The sequence below is a fragment of the Streptomyces bobili genome (assembly GCF_002154575.1).
In the GTDB taxonomy this organism is placed as follows: Bacteria; Actinomycetota; Actinomycetes; order Streptomycetales; family Streptomycetaceae; genus Streptomyces; species Streptomyces bobili.
On sequence record NZ_MUBA01000225.1, the window covers coordinates 1 to 14,235 of the forward strand.

Here is a 14,235-nt window from a genome sequence, read left to right on the forward strand (position 1 = left end):
GGGGAGCGCCGGCGAGACTGCCGACGACGACGATTCGCCGGAGGAGTAGGACCGGCGGACGCACGAACGGGGCGCCCCCCTCGCCAAGAGGGGGGCGCCCCGTTCGTGCGTCCGCCGACGATCTACAGGGCGACGCCCAGCAGTGCGTCCACGGCCCGGGACACCACACCGGGCGCCCCGATGTCCGTGCCGCCCCGCTCCTCCTGGAGCGCGGCCCAGCGGTCGACGGCGGCCAGCGCGGCCGGGGCGTCCAGGTCGTTCGTCAGGGCCGCCCGGAGCTCCTCCACGAGGGCCTCGGCGGGCGGGCCGTCGGGCCGGGAGACGGCCGCGCGCCAGCGCCCGAGCCGGTCCAGGGCGTCCTGGAGCACCTGGTCGGTCCACTCCCAGTCGGCCCGGTAGTGGTGGGCGAGAAGGGTGAGCCGGATCGCGGCGGGGTCGACGCCGTCCCGGCGCAGCCGGGAGACGAAGACGAGGTTGCCCTTGGACTTGGACATCTTCTCGCCGTCCAGCGCGACCATGCCGGCGTGGACGTACGCCTTGGCCATGGGGAACTCGCCGGTGAGCACCTGGGCGTGCGAGGCGCCCATCTCGTGGTGCGGGAAGGCGAGGTCGGAGCCGCCGCCCTGCACGTCGAAGCCCATGCCCAGGTGGTCCAGGGCGATGGCGACGCACTCGATGTGCCAGCCCGGCCGACCGCGGCCCAGGGAGCCGCCGTCCCAGCTGGGCTCGCCCTCGCGGGCCGCCATCCACAGCATCGGGTCGAGCGGGTTCTTCTTGCCCGGCCGGTCCGGGTCACCGCCGCGTTCCGCGGACAGCAGCCGCATCGCGGCGGCGTCCAGACCGGAGACCTTGCCGAAGTTCGGATCGGACCCGACGGAGAAGTAGACGTCCCCGTCGAGTTCGTAGGCGGCGCCGAGTTCGCGCAGCCGCTCGACGAGCGGGACGATGCCGGGTATGGCCTCGACGGCGCCTATGTAGTGCCGCGGCGGCAGCATCCGCAGGGCCGTCATGTCCTCGCGGAAGAGGGCCGTCTCCTTCTCGGCGAGCGCGACCCAGTCGAGGCCGTCGCGCTGCGCGCGTTCCAGGAGCGGATCGTCCACGTCGGTGACGTTCTGGACATAGTGAACCTGCCGCTTGGTGTCGAGCCACACGCGCTGAACCAGGTCGAACGCGTTGTAGGTCGCCGCGTGACCCATGTGGGTCGCGTCGTACGGCGTGATGCCGCAGACGTAGATACGGGCGACAGGACCGGGGTCGAGGGTGACGAGGCCGCCGGTCGCGGTGTCGTGGATCCTCAGGTCGCGGCCCTGACCAGGCAGGGCGGGGACCTCGGAAGCGGGCCAGGCATGCATGTCATGAGCCTAACCGGAGGGATCTCCCGGATACGAACCGGAGTGGGCCGGATGACCGGGAAGGCGCTCTTGCGCGGCTCCGGCCCGCGTGCTGGACGGTCGGCCGCCTGGGGTGGGACGGCTAGACCGGTGGCCAGGGGATGGCCGGCCAGTCCCCGCCCGGCTCCGGGTGCCTGCCGGACTCCAGCAGCGCGCCGACCCGCGCGCGGGTGGCGTCGATCTCGGCCGGGGTGATGAGGGCGGCCAGGGTGGCGGTCAGGGTGCCGCCCGCCTCCAGGGCGCTCTGGAGGCCCTTGAGCACCTCCACTGCCTCCCCGGTCAGAGGTTCCCCCGCCCAGCCCCACAGGAGCGTGCGGAGCTTGTCCTCGGCGTTGAAGGTGACGCCGTGGTCGATGCCGTACAGCCGCCCGTCGGTGGTGGGCAGCAGGTGGCCGCCCTTGCGGTCGGCGTTGTTGATGACCGCGTCGAGGACGGCGAGCCGGCGCAGCCGCTCGTCGTCGGCGTGCACCAGAAGCGCGGTCCGGCCCTCACCGGCCTCGGCGAGACCGATCGCCTTCCAGCCAGGTCCTGGCTCCTCGGCGTCGAGCAGGGCGAGCAGCTCGGCCTCCGGGGACATCTCGATCCACAGCTGGCACATGCCCTCGCCGTACGGCCCGTCGCGCAGGACGGTGGGCGGCACGAGGCCCCAGCCGGTCGCTTCGGAGACCTCGTACGCGGCGACCTCGCGCTGGGCGAGGGTGCCGTCGGGGAAGTCCCACAGGGGTCTCTCCCCGGCGACCGGCTTGTAGACGCAGGCCGCCTCGCGGCCCTCGTGCGCGACGGTGCAGTACAGGGCCGCGTTGGACGCCTCCGTGATGCGGCCGCGCACGGTCAGCTCGCCCCGCGCGAGCAGGACGGCGTCGGCCTTGTCGGTGGTCGTCACGCCCCGCGGCGGTATCCGTTCTGGCGCGGACATACGTGTCCTTCCGGGTCGAGCGGCAGACTGCACAGCGGGCACGGCGGCCGGCCGGCGTTGACGACGTCGAGGGCCCGCTTGGCGAAGGCCCGCGCCTGCGCGCCGGTGAGCCGGACCCGCAGCATCGGGGGCCCGTTCTCCTCGTCCTGGAGGAGCCGTTCCTCGGCCTCGGCGAGGTCCTCGTCGGTGTCGGCCTCGAGTTCCACGAGGGCCTGCGCCTCGACGATCATGCGCTGCTCCTCGCCGTCCCAGGCGAGGGCCATCGTGCCCACCCGGAACTCCTCCTCGACCGGGGTGTCGAGTGGGGCGGAGTCGGCGACTTCGGTGGGCGTGACGGCGGGCACCGCGGCACTTCCGCCGCTACGGCGTACGACCTCGTCCAGCAGCTCGTCCATGCGCTCGGCGAGCGCGGCGACCTGGGTCTTCTCCAGGGCGACGCTGGTCACCCGGGAGCCGGCCGTGGCCTGGAGGAAGAAGGTACGGCGTCCGGGCAGTCCGACCGTACCGGCCACGAAGCGGTCCGGGGGGTCGTAGAGGAACACCTGACGGGACACGTCCTGTCTCCATGGGAATCGTGGGTACGAAAACGTCCATGCGTGAACGCGCGTGTGGACCGCTTCACCCTACTGCGGCCGACGATCACGGTGCGCCCGCATCGCCCCCGACCGTGGCGTCCCGCTCCGGCGGCGCCTCGCGCGGCATGAGGGAGGCGAAGTCTCCGGTGTCGCCGAGGCGGACGAGGAAGGGCCGCAGGCGGGTGTAGCGGATCACCGTGACCGAACAGGGTTCGACGGAGATGCGCTGGAAGAGGTCGAGATGCAGCCCGAGCGCGTCCGCCACGAGCGACTTGATGATGTCGCCGTGGGAGCACATGAGGTAGGCGGCGTCGGGGCCGTGGTCGCGCTCCACGCGCGCGTTCCACTCGCGCACCGCCTCGGCGGCGCGGGTCTGCATGGCCCGCATGGACTCGCCGCCGGGGAAGGCGGCGGCGGAGGGGTGCGACTGGACGACCTCCATCAGCGGGTCGTCGGTCAGCTCGGCGAGCTTGCGCCCTGACCAGTCGCCGTAGTGGGCCTCCCCGATCCGCTCGTCGGAGTGGACGGGCAGGTCCGGGCGGGCGGCCAGGAGCGGCCGGACGGTCTCCTGGCAGCGCTGCAGCGGGCTGGCGACGACCTCGGTGATCGGTACGCCCTCCAGCCGTGCGGGCAGCGCGGCGGCCTGCGCGGCGCCGCGCTCGTCGAGGGCGACGCCGGGTGTCCAGCCGGCGAGCACTCCGGAGGTGTTGGCGGTGGACCGTCCGTGCCGGACCAGGATCAGCGTGGGCATGCCGACCAGGGTAGGGGTACTCCTGGGGCCACGGGGAACGGCGGAAGGGAGAATGCGCTACGTGATCGTCGACTGCGCCATCTATCGCGACGGGCGCCGGACGGAGGGTCCGCAGGACTTCTCCGACGCGCTGGACGACGTGCGTGCCGGGGGCGGCTTCGTCTGGATCGGGCTGCACGAGCCCTCCGAGAAGGAGTTCGCCCACGTCACGCGGGAGTTCGCCCTGCACCCGCTGGCGGTGGAGGACTCCCTGAAGGCCCACCAGCGGCCCAAGCTGGAGGTGTACGACGACTCGCTGTTCCTGGTGCTGAAACCGGTCGTGTACGAGCCGGAGAGCGACGCGGTGTCCTCCGGCGAGGTCATGGTCTTCCTCGGCGACTCCTTCGTGCTGACCGTGCGGCACGGCGAGGGCTCGCCGCTGGCGGCCGTACGGCGGCGGCTGGAGCAGGAGCCGGAGATGCTGGCGAAGGGACCCACCGCGGTGGTGTACGCGATCGCCGACGCGACCGTCGATCACTATCTGGATGTGGCGGCGGAGCTGCAGACCGACCTGGAGGAGCTGGAGACGGAGGTGTTCTCGCCGGACGGCGGCGGTTCGCGGAACACGGCGTCCCGGATCTACATGTTCAAGCGGCAGATCCTGGAGTTCCGCCGGGCGACCGTCCCGCTGGCCCCTCCGGTGTCCCGGCTGGCGGGCCCCGGCGTGGCCGGGCCGGGCCTGCCGTTCGTGAACGACGAGGCGCGGCCCTTCTTCCGTGACGTCGGCGACCATCTGGCGCGCGTGAACGAGTCGGTGGAGGGCCTGGACCGGCTCGTCTCGGACATCCTGTCGGCCCATCTGGCGCAGATGAGCGTCCGGCAGAACGACGACATGCGGAAGATCTCCGCGTGGGCGGCCATGGCCGCGGTCCCCACGATGATCGCGGGGATCTACGGCATGAACTTCGAGCACATGCCGGAACTGCGCTGGACATGGGGGTATCCGGCGGTGATCGCGGTCATGGCCGTCCTGGAGGCGGGCCTGTACCGGACGTTCAAGCGGCGGGGGTGGCTGTAGGGGGCCGCGGGCCGGGCCCGTCGTTCAGGCGAACTCGGGGGCCGTGGGGGCGGAACCGCCCAGAGCGTCCCGGCGTTCGGGCATCGTCAGGGTGACCATGCGGCGCCAGCCCGCCAGCCGCTCCCACGCGTACACGGCGTGGATGCCGGCGGCGAGGAGGGCCGCCTTGGGCCGGGACCAGCCCAGGATGCGGCCCATGTGGGACATCACGGCGAGGCTCACGTCGCGGTAGACGCGGATCTCGGCGAACGCGGCCTCGCGCAGGGTCCGCTGGATGACGCGGCCGTGGCCCGCGCGCGCGAAGCGCAGCAACTCCTCGTGGCAGTAGGCGAGATGGTTGTCCTCGTCCTGGGAGATCATCTTCACCGCGCGGCCCAGGTCGGGATGGTCGGCGAAGTGCTTGCGCAGCAGGTCCATCTGTTCGGAGGCGCGCTGTTCGGTGACCCGGCTGTGGGCGAGGTAGGTGACGATGTCCGGCACGGTCAGCGGCCGGTCGGCCCTGAGCCGGTCGTGGGCGAGGCCGATACCGCCTCGCTCCAGGAGCATCGTGTAGTCGGTGTCGGGCGGGACGGGGACGGGCTGGAGGCCGCGCTTCTTCAGCAGGGCGTTGAAGATCCGCCCGTGTTTGTCCTCGTCGGCGCCGTGCCGGGTGATCTTGGGGGCGAGGTCGCGCTGGTCCGGCGGGACGAGCGCGGCGATCCGGGCGTTCTCCCAGCCGCCCTGCGACTCCCCGCTCGCGGCGATGGAACAGAACAGCCGGAAGGACTCGTCGTCGTCCAGGATCTCCTGGAACAGGCTCTTGGCCGAAAGCATCGTGAGGCACCTCTCTGCATCCCTGGGGAAATCCGCAGGTTCCGCAAAGAACGAGTCAAATGCGGGACGAGAGGCACGGCAACAGCTATGTCGGACAACTACGCCGAACGGATGACCCGAGAAGCTCGCGCCGGCGGCGTAACCGCACGCTTCCCGGCGCGTTGTTCCCCGTGACGGCCGTGGCGGGGAAGACCCCCGAGCCCCCACCACGGCCGCTGAAACTTCCTCCGCCGCCGCGGGCGGCCCTACGCCAGTCCGGCCAGCTCCAGGGCTTCCGCACCCGCCCGCAGCGAGGCGAGCCGCTCGTCGAGCGTGAAGCCCGCGGGGGCGAGGGTCAGGGTGGTGACGCCGGCCGCCGCATAGGCCTTCATCCGGTCGGCGATCCGCTCCTTGGACCCCAGCAGCGTGGTCCGGTCGATCAGCTCGTGCGGCACGGCGGCCGCGGCGCCCTGCTTGTCACCGGCGAGGTACTTGTCCTGGATCTCGTCGGCGGCCTGCTCATACCCCATGCGCCGGGTGAGCTGGTTGTAGAAGTTCTGCTTGCGGCTGCCCATTCCGCCGACGTACAGCGCGGTGTACGGGCGGAACGTGTCGGCGAGCTGCTCGACGTCGCTGTCGGCGCCGACGGCCAGCGGCAGCGTCGGGCAGATGTCGAAACCGTCCAGCGTCCTGCCGGCCTTCTCGCGCCCCGCGCGCAGGTGCTTGATCGCGGTGTCCTCGAGGTGGTCGGCGGACGGGAAGATCAGCAGGGCGCCGTCGGCGATCTCGCCGGTCTGCTCCAGGTTCTTCGGGCCGATCGCCGCGATGTAGAGCGGGATGTGCTCGCGCTCCGGGTGCACGGTCAGCTTGATCGGCTTGCCGGGACCGCCCGGCAGCGGCAGCGTCCAGTGCTCACCCTCGTACGACAACCGCTCGCGCGTCATCGCCTTGCGGACGATCTCGACGTACTCGCGGGTGCGGGACAGCGGCTTGTCGAACTTGACGCCGTACCAGCCCTCGGAGACCTGCGGGCCGGAGACGCCGAGGCCGAGGCGGAAGCGGCCGCCCGACAGCGAGTCGAGGGTGGCGGCGGTCATCGCGGTCATCGCCGGCTGGCGGGCCGGGATCTGGAAGATGGCCGAGCCGACGTCGATCCGCTCGGTCTGGGCCGCGACCCAGGTGAGCACGGTGGCGGCGTCCGAACCGTAGGCCTCCGCGGCCCAGCAGACCGCGTACCCGAGCCGGTCGGCCTCCTGCGCCACGGCCAGGTTGTCCCCGTCCATTCCGGCACCCCAGTAGCCGAGGTTGATCCCGAGCTGCATGGCCGATCCCCTTACTGATCAGTAACGACGCTGTTCCGGAGACAGTAGCGCGGGCCCGGCCCCCGGGGGAGGGCGGTGTGGCGAGGGTCGCGCCCGCCCGCAGGGCCCCCGGCCTGCCCGAACCACTCGCGGCCTGCCCGGAATTCGGTTGTCCACAGGCAACCCACGGCCCAGTTCTGGCCAGTAATCTCGGCACCCATGGAGCAGAGGCATCTCGGCCGCACCGGCCTGCGCGTGTCCCGCATCGGGCTCGGCACCCTGACCTGGGGCCGCGACACCGACGAGCATGATGCCGCGGACCTCTTGAAGACGTTCTGGGAGGCGGGCGGCACCCTCGTCGACACGGCGGACGTGTACGGCGACGGGGAGGCCGAATATCTGCTGGGGCGGCTCATGGAAGGCCTCGTTCCGCGCCGGGACCTGATCATCTCGACCAAGGCCGGCAGCGTGCCCGACCCGGACCGCCGCTTCGACGGCTCGCGCGGTCACCTCCTGGGGGCCCTGGACGCCTCGCTCGGCCGGCTCGGCACGGACCACGTCGACGTGTGGCACGTACACGCCTTCGATCCGGACACGCCACTGGAGGAGACCCTCCAGGCCCTCGACATCGCGGTCGCCAGCGGGCGCGCCCGCTATGCGGGAATCGCCAACTTCTGCGGCTGGCAGCTCGCCAAGGCCGCCACCTGGCAGCTCGCCGCCCCCGGCACCCGCACCCGGCTCGCCGGCACCCAGATGGAGTACTCCCTGCTCCAGCGCGGGGTGGAGCGCGAGGTGCTGCCGGCCGCGCTCGACCTGGGCATCGGCCTGCTGCCCTCCTCCCCGCTCGGCCGGGGCGTCCTCACCGGCAAGTACCGGGGCGACGCCCGGCCGCCGGACTCGCGCGCCGCCTCGGACCACTTCGCACCGTTCGTCGAGCCCTACCTCGACGACACCGCGAGCCGCATCGTGGACGCCGTGGCGACCGCGGCGGACGGGCTCGCGGTGACCCCGCTCCAGATCGCGCTGGCGTGGGTCCGCGACCGGCCCGGAGTGACGGCCCCGATCGTCGGCGCGCGCAACGCGCAGCAGCTCACGGCCGCATTGTCAGTGGAGGCCCTTAGTCTTCCTGACGAGATCTGCCGGGCGCTCGACGACGTGTCGGCGCCCGTGCACCGCTATCCCGATCACGACTGGAGCACGCTGTGAGCACGGAGCCGGAGCCCCCCAGCACCACGGAGAACACCGGGCCGGGCACCCCGGACGACGCCCCGCCCGCCGAGGGCTCCGTGGAGACCGACCCCACGGCCGCCACGGACGGGGGGCCGGCGTCCGAGGCCGCGGCCGGTGAGGGCGCGCCGGAGTCCCCGGCCGCCGACGCCACGGACCCGGAGTCCGGGGCCGACGAGGCCGCCCGGAAGCTCTCCGAGGCCGAGGCGGAACTCGCCGCGCAGAAGCTGGAGCGTGAGCGGATCGAGCGGCGCAAGGCCGAGAAGCAGGGCCCCATCCCCGCCGGTACCAAGCTCAGCGGCAAGGCCGCCGACCTCCTCGCGGCCGTCCGGGCCGTGGAGGGTGGGGAGAAGCCCGCCGCCACCGTGTTCGCCGATCCGGAACCCGCCCCGCGCCGCCCCGCGGCGGAGCCCGTGCGGCGCCCGCAGCCGGTGGCCGCTGAGCCCGCCGCCACGGCACCGGCACCGGACACCGTCGAAGCGGTGCGGCGGGTGCTGACCGGTGGCGGTGCCCCCCAGACGCTGGCGCCGCAGGTCGCCGCGGCTCTCGGCGAGGGCGCCGCGCAGGAGCTGGGCGAGGACCCCTGGCAGTTGCTGCGCGTCCCGGGTGTGCGGCCCGAGCAGGCCGACGGCTTCGCGCGGGCGCTGCTGGGCGCGGAGTGCGCCCCGGACGACGAGCGGCGGGGCCGGGCGGTCACCGTCTGGCTGCTGGAGCAGGCGGCCCTGGCCGGGCACACCGCCCTGGAACTGCCGGCCCTGACGGCCGCGCTCGGCAGGCAGGGCGTCCCGGACGCGGACGCGGCCGTGCAGAGCACCCTCGCCGAGGGCGAGGCCCTCGCCTTCCAGGACGCCGTCGACGAGCCCGGGGCCGCCCCGGTCAGGACGGCTGAGCGCGAGGAGTCCGAGGAAGGCGACGAGAACGACGACGAGGAGAGCGGCCCGGTCCGGGTCCTGGTGGGCCTCGAACGGTACGCGCTCGCGGAGGAGAGCCTCGCCGACGCTCTGGCCCGGGTGGTCAACTCGGTCGCCAAGGAGGCTTCGACGGCGTGGGAGTCGGCCGCCGCCTCCGCGTCCGGCGGCACCGCCGAGCTGATCCGCGCGGTCGCCGGGCACGGCCTGGTCCTGCACACCGGTGGCGAGGCCGCCCGCGCCGAACCGGCCGCCCTGCTGACCGCCGCCCGGTCCCTCGGGCTGCGCGCGGTCGCCGCCTGTCACACGCCGGACGGACGGCGGCGGCTCGCGGCCCACCTGAACGCCGACGACGGGGACGGCTTCCTCGTCACCGTCCCCGGCCTGCTGTCCGGCGCCGAGGGCCCCGGCCGGGACGCCGAGGGCGCCTTCGCCCTCGACCTGCTGATCGTGCTGGACGCACCGCAGCTGGACGTGGAGACCGCCGCGATGCTCGTGGAGTCGCTGCCGGACGGCGCCCGGCTGGTGCTCGGCGGCGATCCGGCGATGCTCTGGTCGGCCGGTCCCGGCCGGGTCTTCGCCGATCTGCTGGCCGCCCGTGTCTGCCCCCACGTGGCTTCCCGCACCCCCGATCCGGGACCGCTCGGCGAGCTGGTGTCCGGTGTGGGCATCGGCGAGCTGAACCAGGTCGAGGCACCCGGCAAGGAGATCGTGATCGTGCCCGTCCGGGACGCCGGCGAGGCCGTGCACCGGACGGTGCAGCTCGTCGCCGACTCCGTGCCACGGGCCTTCGGGATCCCCGCCGAGCAGACGGTCGTCGTCACCCCGGGCCACGGCGGCGCGGCCGGTACCCGCGCGCTGAACGCCGCCCTCAAGGAGCGCCTCAACCCCGGCCCCGGCCGCTTCGGCGGCTTCGACCCCGGCGACCGGATCGCCTACTCCCCCGCCCCGGGCCGCACGGTGCAGGGCCAGGTGGTGACGGCCGACGCGGAGGGACTGCACCTGTCCTGCGCCGGCGCCGCGGTGGTCGTACCGAAGGAGCGGGTGGAGCAGTCCGTCCGGCACGGGTGGGCACTCACGGCGCACCAGGCGGTGGGGAGCCGGTGGCCGGCCGCGGTCGTGGTGCTGCCCGGCGATGCCGCGCAGGTCCTCAGCCGTCCGTGGGTGTACACGGCCTTCAGCCGGGCGGAGCGCCACCTGTCCGTGGTCCACGGCGTCGAGCAGGCGCTGGCCGCGGCGGTCGCCGAGGTCACGGCGAAGCCCCGGACGACCCGGTTGCCGGTGCTGCTGCGCACGCAGGTGCCGGCGGCGGGCTGACCGCCCGGAGTACGTGGACGGCGGCGGTCACGGCGGGGAATCGCTCCCCTGCCGTGACCGCCGCCGTCCGTGCACGTCCACCGCCGTCGCCGGGCGCCCGGCACGGCTGCGCGCTAGCGGTCCACGCGGTCGGCGTCCGACCGCTGCGAACCTGCTCCCTCGTCCTCCTCGTCCTCCGTCGGTTCGCCCTCGGCGTCCTCGTCCTCGTCGTCCTCGTCCTGATCGAGGTCGTCGTCGAAGACGGAGCTGACGTCGAAGCGGCACACGACCTGCTGCGGGTCCGGCTGCTCGAAGGGGGTATCCAGCCATTCGCCCGGCTCGGCCGGTTCGTCGGCCGCCACCACCCACAGGGTGGAGTCGCCCTCCTCCAGGCCGAACTCCTTGTGCCGGGAGGCGATCTCGTCGGGCTCGAACTCGCCGAAGAGCAGGCCCAGCGCGCCGTGCACGGTCCCGGAGGCCTCCGCGTCCGCGCCGTCCTCGAACTCCGCCGCCTCGACCCGCTGGGCCTGCGCCAACAGCCGCTGCGGTTCCACCACGGCGTAGTCGCGGCGGATCAGCACGCTCAGGGCGTTGGGCTCCTCGGGGCCTGCGTAGGGCGGCAGCGAGTCGTCGGCGCCGGGGATCTCGAAGGGGGTGACCTCGTCATAGCGGTCGTAGAGCAGTTCGTCGTACGACTCCGCGGCCGCGGCCAGCTCGTTGAACGCCTCGTAGACGGCCGGGTCGTCCTCACCCGTCCTGCGTTCGACCGCCGCCAGGTGGCGGTCGAGCGCGGTCTTGACCGCCTCGGCGGCGGCGCGTACCTCGGCAGCGGTGGGCTGCGCAGCATCAGACATAGAGCAGACGCTATCCGTACCGGGCCCCAGCCCGCACAATAGATGCGATGCCGGAATACGAATTTGTCGACGTGTACGTTCCGCGCGGTGTCTCCCGCAAGGACGCGACACGTCTGCTGACCGACCATGCGGAGTACGGACACTGGGAGTTGGACCGTCTGAGCCTGCTGCGGGACGGCAGCCGCCGAGTGCGGCTGCGTCGGCGGATCATCCGTCAGGTACGCGCCACGTGGTGAGCTGAACATGACGGAAACGGAGCGGGCCCCGCCGAGGCGGGGCCCGCTCCGTCATGCGGTGCCGGGGACGTGTCAGACCGAGGCGCGTGCCTTGCGGTAGAGGACCGCGCCCGCGAGCAGCGCGCCCGCGCCGGCCGGGAGGGCGAGGCCCAGCGGCAGTCCGTTACCGGTCTGCGCGAGCTGCGGGGAGTGGACGGAGGAGGCTCCGGCCGGGCTCACGTGACCGGGCTGGGCGGGCGTGCCCTCGGCCTCGGAGTGGCTGGACTTTCCGGGGCCGGCCGGCTTGCCGGGGCCCTGGCGGCCGGGCGTCTCCTCCTCGCCGCTGGGAGGCGTGCCGTACTCGCGGCCGGGGCCGCTGTCGTTGGCGCAGTCGTTGCCCATGGCCGGGTTGAGGATCCCGACGACGTCGATGCTGTTGCCGCAGACGTTGACCGGCACGTCGATCGGCGCCTGGACGTTGTTGCCGGAGCCGACGCCGGGCGAACCGGCCGTGTGGCCGCCCGCCTGCGCGCCGCCGGAGCCGCTGTGCGCGCCGGAGCCGCCCTGCGAGCCGGAGCCGGCGTGGCTGCCGCCGTTCCCGGTGTGGCTGCCGCCGCCGCTCTTGCCGCCACTGTGGCCCGTGCTCCGGTTGGCACAGGAGTTGCCGACCGACGGGTTGAGGACGCCGACCACGTCGACGGTGTTGCCGCAGACGTTGACCGGCACGTTCACCGGCGCCTGGACGTTGTTGCCGGACAGGACGCCGGGCGAGTTGGACGCGGAGCCGGTCGCACCGGAGTCGGCGTGTGCGTATCCTCCGGCGGCGGCGATCACCCCCGTCGCCGCCGCCACGGTCATAAGGCCTTTGCGGGTGACCTGTCGCATTCCTGAATCCCTGCTTTCGATATCGTCCCGAATTGCTCGCATCCTTCCAGCTGCGCGAGGCCTTCCGGGTTCTACGGCTTCTTCGGTTCCTTTCTCACTCCATCGGCTATCGCGCGGAGGAACATGAGAAAAGACCGGTCGGCCCCGGAGCGCATGGAGTGCGCTCCGGGGCCGACGGTGTGGACGACCCCTCAGCGGGTCGACGTCACTTGTTGATGCAGACGTTGCCGAAGGCGGGGTTCAGCAGCCCGATCACCGAGATCGTGTTGCCGCAGACGTTCACGGGGACGTGAACGGGCACCTGGATCACGTTGCCGGAAACGACACCCGGGGAGTGCACCGCGGCACCCTGGGCGCCCGAATCGGCGACGGCCATGCCCGCACCCGCGAGAACCAGACCACCGGTGGCAGCCGCAGCAGCGACGATCTTCTTGATCATTATTCCTCCTTGTTGGCAATGCGATCCCAAGCAACGGATCGCATCAGCAGTAACGACGAGGAAGTAATGGGGCTACGTGCTTATCGTCGCATTCACTCTTTTCAGTCGCTCCCGCACAGGCTGCCGAATAAAAGGCGCGCCCAGGTACCCGTGCCGGCACCGGTGCCGACTTCGCTCAGGAGGCGTCGATGAAGCGGTCGAGCACGCGGACGCCGAACTGGAGGCCGTCCACCGGCACCCGCTCGTCGACGCCGTGGAACATGCCGGCGAAGTCCAGCTCCGGCGGAAGCTTCAGCGGGGCGAAGCCGAAGCCGCGGATGCCGAGGTCGTCGAAGGACTTGGCGTCGGTCCCGCCGGAGAGCATGTACGGGATCGCCTTGGCGGTGGGGTCCTCGGCGAGCAGCGCGGACTGCATGGCCTCCACCAGCGGTCCGTCGAAGGAGGTCTCCAGGGCCTTGTCGGAGTGGACGTCCTCGCGGCGCACCTTCGGGCCGAGGATCCGGTCGAGATCGGTGAGGAACTCCTCCTCGTGTCCGGGCAGGAAGCGCCCGTCGACGTGGGCGGTGGCCTCACCCGGAATGACGTTGACCTTGTAGCCGGCGCCGAGCTGGGTCGGGTTGGCGGTGTTGCTCAGGGTCGCGCCGATCAGCTTGGCGATGCCGCCGAGCCGGGCCAGGGTCGCCTCCATGTCCTCGGCGTCCAGCTGGGTGCCGAGCGCGTCGCCCAGTTCGTCGAGGAAGGCCCGGGTGGTCTTGGTGACCCGCACCGGGAAGGTGTGGCGGCCCAGCCGGGCCACGGCCTCGGACAGTTCCGTGATCGCGTTGTCCCGGTGGATCATCGAGCCGTGCCCGGCGGTGCCGGCCACGGTCAGCTTCATCCAGTGCATGCCCTTCTCGGCCGTCTGGATCAGGTAGAGCCGCCGTTCCTCGCTCACCGTGAAGGAGAATCCGCCGACCTCGCTGATCGCCTCGGTGACGCCGTCGAAGAGGTCGGGGTGGCGGTCGACCAGGTGACGGGCTCCGTAGGTGCCGCCGGCCTCCTCGTCGGCGAGGAAGGCCAGGACGATGTCGCGCGGCGGCCTGCGCCCGGAGCGCAGCCGGTCGCGGACGACCGCCAGGGTCATCGCGTCCATGTCCTTCATGTCGACCGCTCCCCGGCCCCATACGCAGCCGTCGGCGACCTCGCCCGAGAAGGGGTCGTAGGTCCAGTCGGCCGCGTTGGCCGGGACGACGTCGAGGTGGCCGTGGATGAGCAGCGCCGGCCGGGACGGGTCCGTGCCCTCGATACGGGCCACGGTGGAGGCGCGGCCCGGGTGTGACTCGTAGATCTTCGGTTCGAGCCCGACCTCGGCGAGCTTCTCGGCGACGTACTCGGCCGCCTTGCGCTCGCCCGGACCCGAGTGGTCGCCGTAGTTGCTGGTGTCGAACCGGATCAGCTCGCGGCAGAGGTCCACGACCTCGTCCTCGCCGGTGACGCCCCTGGCCGTGTCGTCCGTCGCGCTCACTCTGGTTCCTCCCGCTGTCACTGCTGGTGGTTCCCCTCATCCTCCCCCTCCCCGCCGCCGCGCCCAAGACCGGTCCCGGCCCGTCACACGCCGTTCACGCCCGATGCGAGGGGCGGCAGGAGGA

At 72.6% G+C, this 14,235-nt stretch carries 14 protein-coding genes; 4 read left to right on the forward strand and 10 right to left on the reverse strand.

Annotated elements, in window-relative coordinates:
- Nucleotides 1–122: 122 nt before the first annotated feature.
- The 4 genes from mshC to BZL64_RS19135 form a co-directional block, all read right to left on the reverse strand.
- Nucleotides 123–1,352 carry a cysteine--1-D-myo-inosityl 2-amino-2-deoxy-alpha-D-glucopyranoside ligase gene (gene mshC / locus BZL64_RS19120; protein ID WP_086770408.1) on the reverse strand — a complete coding sequence of 410 codons (1,230 nt, stop codon included), beginning with the start codon at nucleotides 1,350–1,352 and terminating at the stop codon, nucleotides 123–125.
- A 121-nt stretch (nucleotides 1,353–1,473) separates the two neighbouring features.
- A complete protein-coding gene (locus tag BZL64_RS19125) occupies nucleotides 1,474–2,307 on the reverse strand; it encodes an SCO1664 family protein (RefSeq protein ID WP_086770409.1) in 834 nt (277 codons plus the stop codon).
- Entirely contained in the window at nucleotides 2,271–2,861 is a 591-nt protein-coding gene (locus tag BZL64_RS19130; RefSeq protein ID WP_086770410.1) for a DUF3090 domain-containing protein, read from the reverse strand. The genes BZL64_RS19125 and BZL64_RS19130 overlap by 37 nt, the downstream gene beginning before the upstream one ends.
- An 85-nt stretch (nucleotides 2,862–2,946) precedes the next feature.
- Nucleotides 2,947–3,633 carry a histidine phosphatase family protein gene (locus tag BZL64_RS19135; RefSeq protein ID WP_086770411.1) on the reverse strand — a complete coding sequence of 229 codons (687 nt, stop codon included), beginning with the start codon at nucleotides 3,631–3,633 and terminating at the stop codon, nucleotides 2,947–2,949.
- A 61-nt stretch (nucleotides 3,634–3,694) separates the two neighbouring features.
- Between BZL64_RS19135 and corA the strand changes: the two genes are divergently transcribed.
- Complete coding sequence (corA, locus tag BZL64_RS19140) at nucleotides 3,695–4,690, forward strand: magnesium/cobalt transporter CorA (protein ID WP_167396168.1); 996 nt, start codon at nucleotides 3,695–3,697, stop codon at nucleotides 4,688–4,690.
- Nucleotides 4,691–4,714: 24 nt separating this feature from the next.
- Here corA and BZL64_RS19145 read toward each other — a convergent pair whose 3' ends face one another.
- Together BZL64_RS19145 and BZL64_RS19150 are read right to left on the reverse strand one after the other, a co-directional pair.
- Complete coding sequence (locus BZL64_RS19145; protein ID WP_086770413.1) at nucleotides 4,715–5,503, reverse strand: ferritin-like domain-containing protein; 789 nt, start codon at nucleotides 5,501–5,503, stop codon at nucleotides 4,715–4,717.
- 245 nt (nucleotides 5,504–5,748) lie between these two features.
- Nucleotides 5,749–6,804, reverse strand: coding sequence for an LLM class F420-dependent oxidoreductase (locus tag BZL64_RS19150; protein WP_086770414.1), 1,056 nt, complete (start codon nucleotides 6,802–6,804; stop codon nucleotides 5,749–5,751).
- Nucleotides 6,805–7,002: 198 nt separating this feature from the next.
- Here BZL64_RS19150 and BZL64_RS19155 point away from each other — a divergent pair, with 198 nt between their 5' ends.
- Nucleotides 7,003–7,989 carry an aldo/keto reductase gene (locus tag BZL64_RS19155; protein WP_086770415.1) on the forward strand — a complete coding sequence of 329 codons (987 nt, stop codon included), beginning with the start codon at nucleotides 7,003–7,005 and terminating at the stop codon, nucleotides 7,987–7,989.
- Nucleotides 7,986–10,235, forward strand: a complete 2,250-nt coding sequence (locus BZL64_RS19160) for a helix-hairpin-helix domain-containing protein (RefSeq protein WP_086770416.1) — start codon at nucleotides 7,986–7,988, stop codon at nucleotides 10,233–10,235. The genes BZL64_RS19155 and BZL64_RS19160 overlap by 4 nt, the downstream gene beginning before the upstream one ends.
- 113 nt (nucleotides 10,236–10,348) lie before the next feature.
- On the opposite strand, the gene BZL64_RS19165 is transcribed toward BZL64_RS19160, so the two are convergent.
- Nucleotides 10,349–11,068, reverse strand: coding sequence for a hypothetical protein (locus BZL64_RS19165; RefSeq protein ID WP_086770417.1), 720 nt, complete (start codon nucleotides 11,066–11,068; stop codon nucleotides 10,349–10,351).
- A 47-nt stretch (nucleotides 11,069–11,115) separates the two neighbouring features.
- Here BZL64_RS19165 and BZL64_RS19170 point away from each other — a divergent pair, with 47 nt between their 5' ends.
- A complete protein-coding gene (locus BZL64_RS19170; RefSeq protein ID WP_005485166.1) occupies nucleotides 11,116–11,304 on the forward strand; it encodes a DUF5703 family protein in 189 nt (62 codons plus the stop codon).
- Between the two features lie 72 nt (nucleotides 11,305–11,376).
- Here the strand turns inward: BZL64_RS19170 and BZL64_RS19175 are convergent, their stop codons facing one another.
- The 3 genes from BZL64_RS19175 to BZL64_RS19185 all read right to left on the reverse strand — a co-directional run bounded on the left by BZL64_RS19175 (nucleotide 11,377) and on the right by BZL64_RS19185 (nucleotide 14,111).
- Nucleotides 11,377–12,168 carry a chaplin gene (locus BZL64_RS19175; RefSeq protein WP_086770418.1) on the reverse strand — a complete coding sequence of 264 codons (792 nt, stop codon included), beginning with the start codon at nucleotides 12,166–12,168 and terminating at the stop codon, nucleotides 11,377–11,379.
- Nucleotides 12,169–12,373: 205 nt separating this feature from the next.
- Nucleotides 12,374–12,607, reverse strand: a complete 234-nt coding sequence (gene chpH / locus BZL64_RS19180; RefSeq protein ID WP_086770419.1) for a chaplin ChpH — start codon at nucleotides 12,605–12,607, stop codon at nucleotides 12,374–12,376.
- 175 nt (nucleotides 12,608–12,782) lie between these two features.
- Nucleotides 12,783–14,111 (reverse strand): M20/M25/M40 family metallo-hydrolase, encoded by a 1,329-nt coding sequence (locus BZL64_RS19185; RefSeq protein ID WP_086770420.1) that lies wholly within the window; start codon nucleotides 14,109–14,111, stop codon nucleotides 12,783–12,785.
- Nucleotides 14,112–14,235: the final 124 nt, after the last annotated feature.

Coding starts and splice junctions, on each gene's coding strand:
- mshC (WP_086770408.1), bottom strand. CDS start 1,352: ATGCATGCCTGGCCCGCTTCCGAGGTCCCCGCCCTGCCTGGTCAGGGC.
- BZL64_RS19125 (WP_086770409.1), bottom strand. CDS start 2,307: ATGTCCGCGCCAGAACGGATACCGCCGCGGGGCGTGACGACCACCGAC.
- BZL64_RS19135 (WP_086770411.1), bottom strand. CDS start 3,633: ATGCCCACGCTGATCCTGGTCCGGCACGGACGGTCCACCGCCAACACC.
- BZL64_RS19145 (WP_086770413.1), bottom strand. CDS start 5,503: ATGCTTTCGGCCAAGAGCCTGTTCCAGGAGATCCTGGACGACGACGAG.
- BZL64_RS19150 (WP_086770414.1), bottom strand. CDS start 6,804: ATGCAGCTCGGGATCAACCTCGGCTACTGGGGTGCCGGAATGGACGGG.
- BZL64_RS19155 (WP_086770415.1), top strand. CDS start 7,003: ATGGAGCAGAGGCATCTCGGCCGCACCGGCCTGCGCGTGTCCCGCATC.
- BZL64_RS19165 (WP_086770417.1), bottom strand. CDS start 11,068: ATGTCTGATGCTGCGCAGCCCACCGCTGCCGAGGTACGCGCCGCCGCC.
- BZL64_RS19170 (WP_005485166.1), top strand. CDS start 11,116: ATGCCGGAATACGAATTTGTCGACGTGTACGTTCCGCGCGGTGTCTCC.
- BZL64_RS19175 (WP_086770418.1), bottom strand. CDS start 12,168: ATGCGACAGGTCACCCGCAAAGGCCTTATGACCGTGGCGGCGGCGACG.
- chpH (WP_086770419.1), bottom strand. CDS start 12,607: ATGATCAAGAAGATCGTCGCTGCTGCGGCTGCCACCGGTGGTCTGGTT.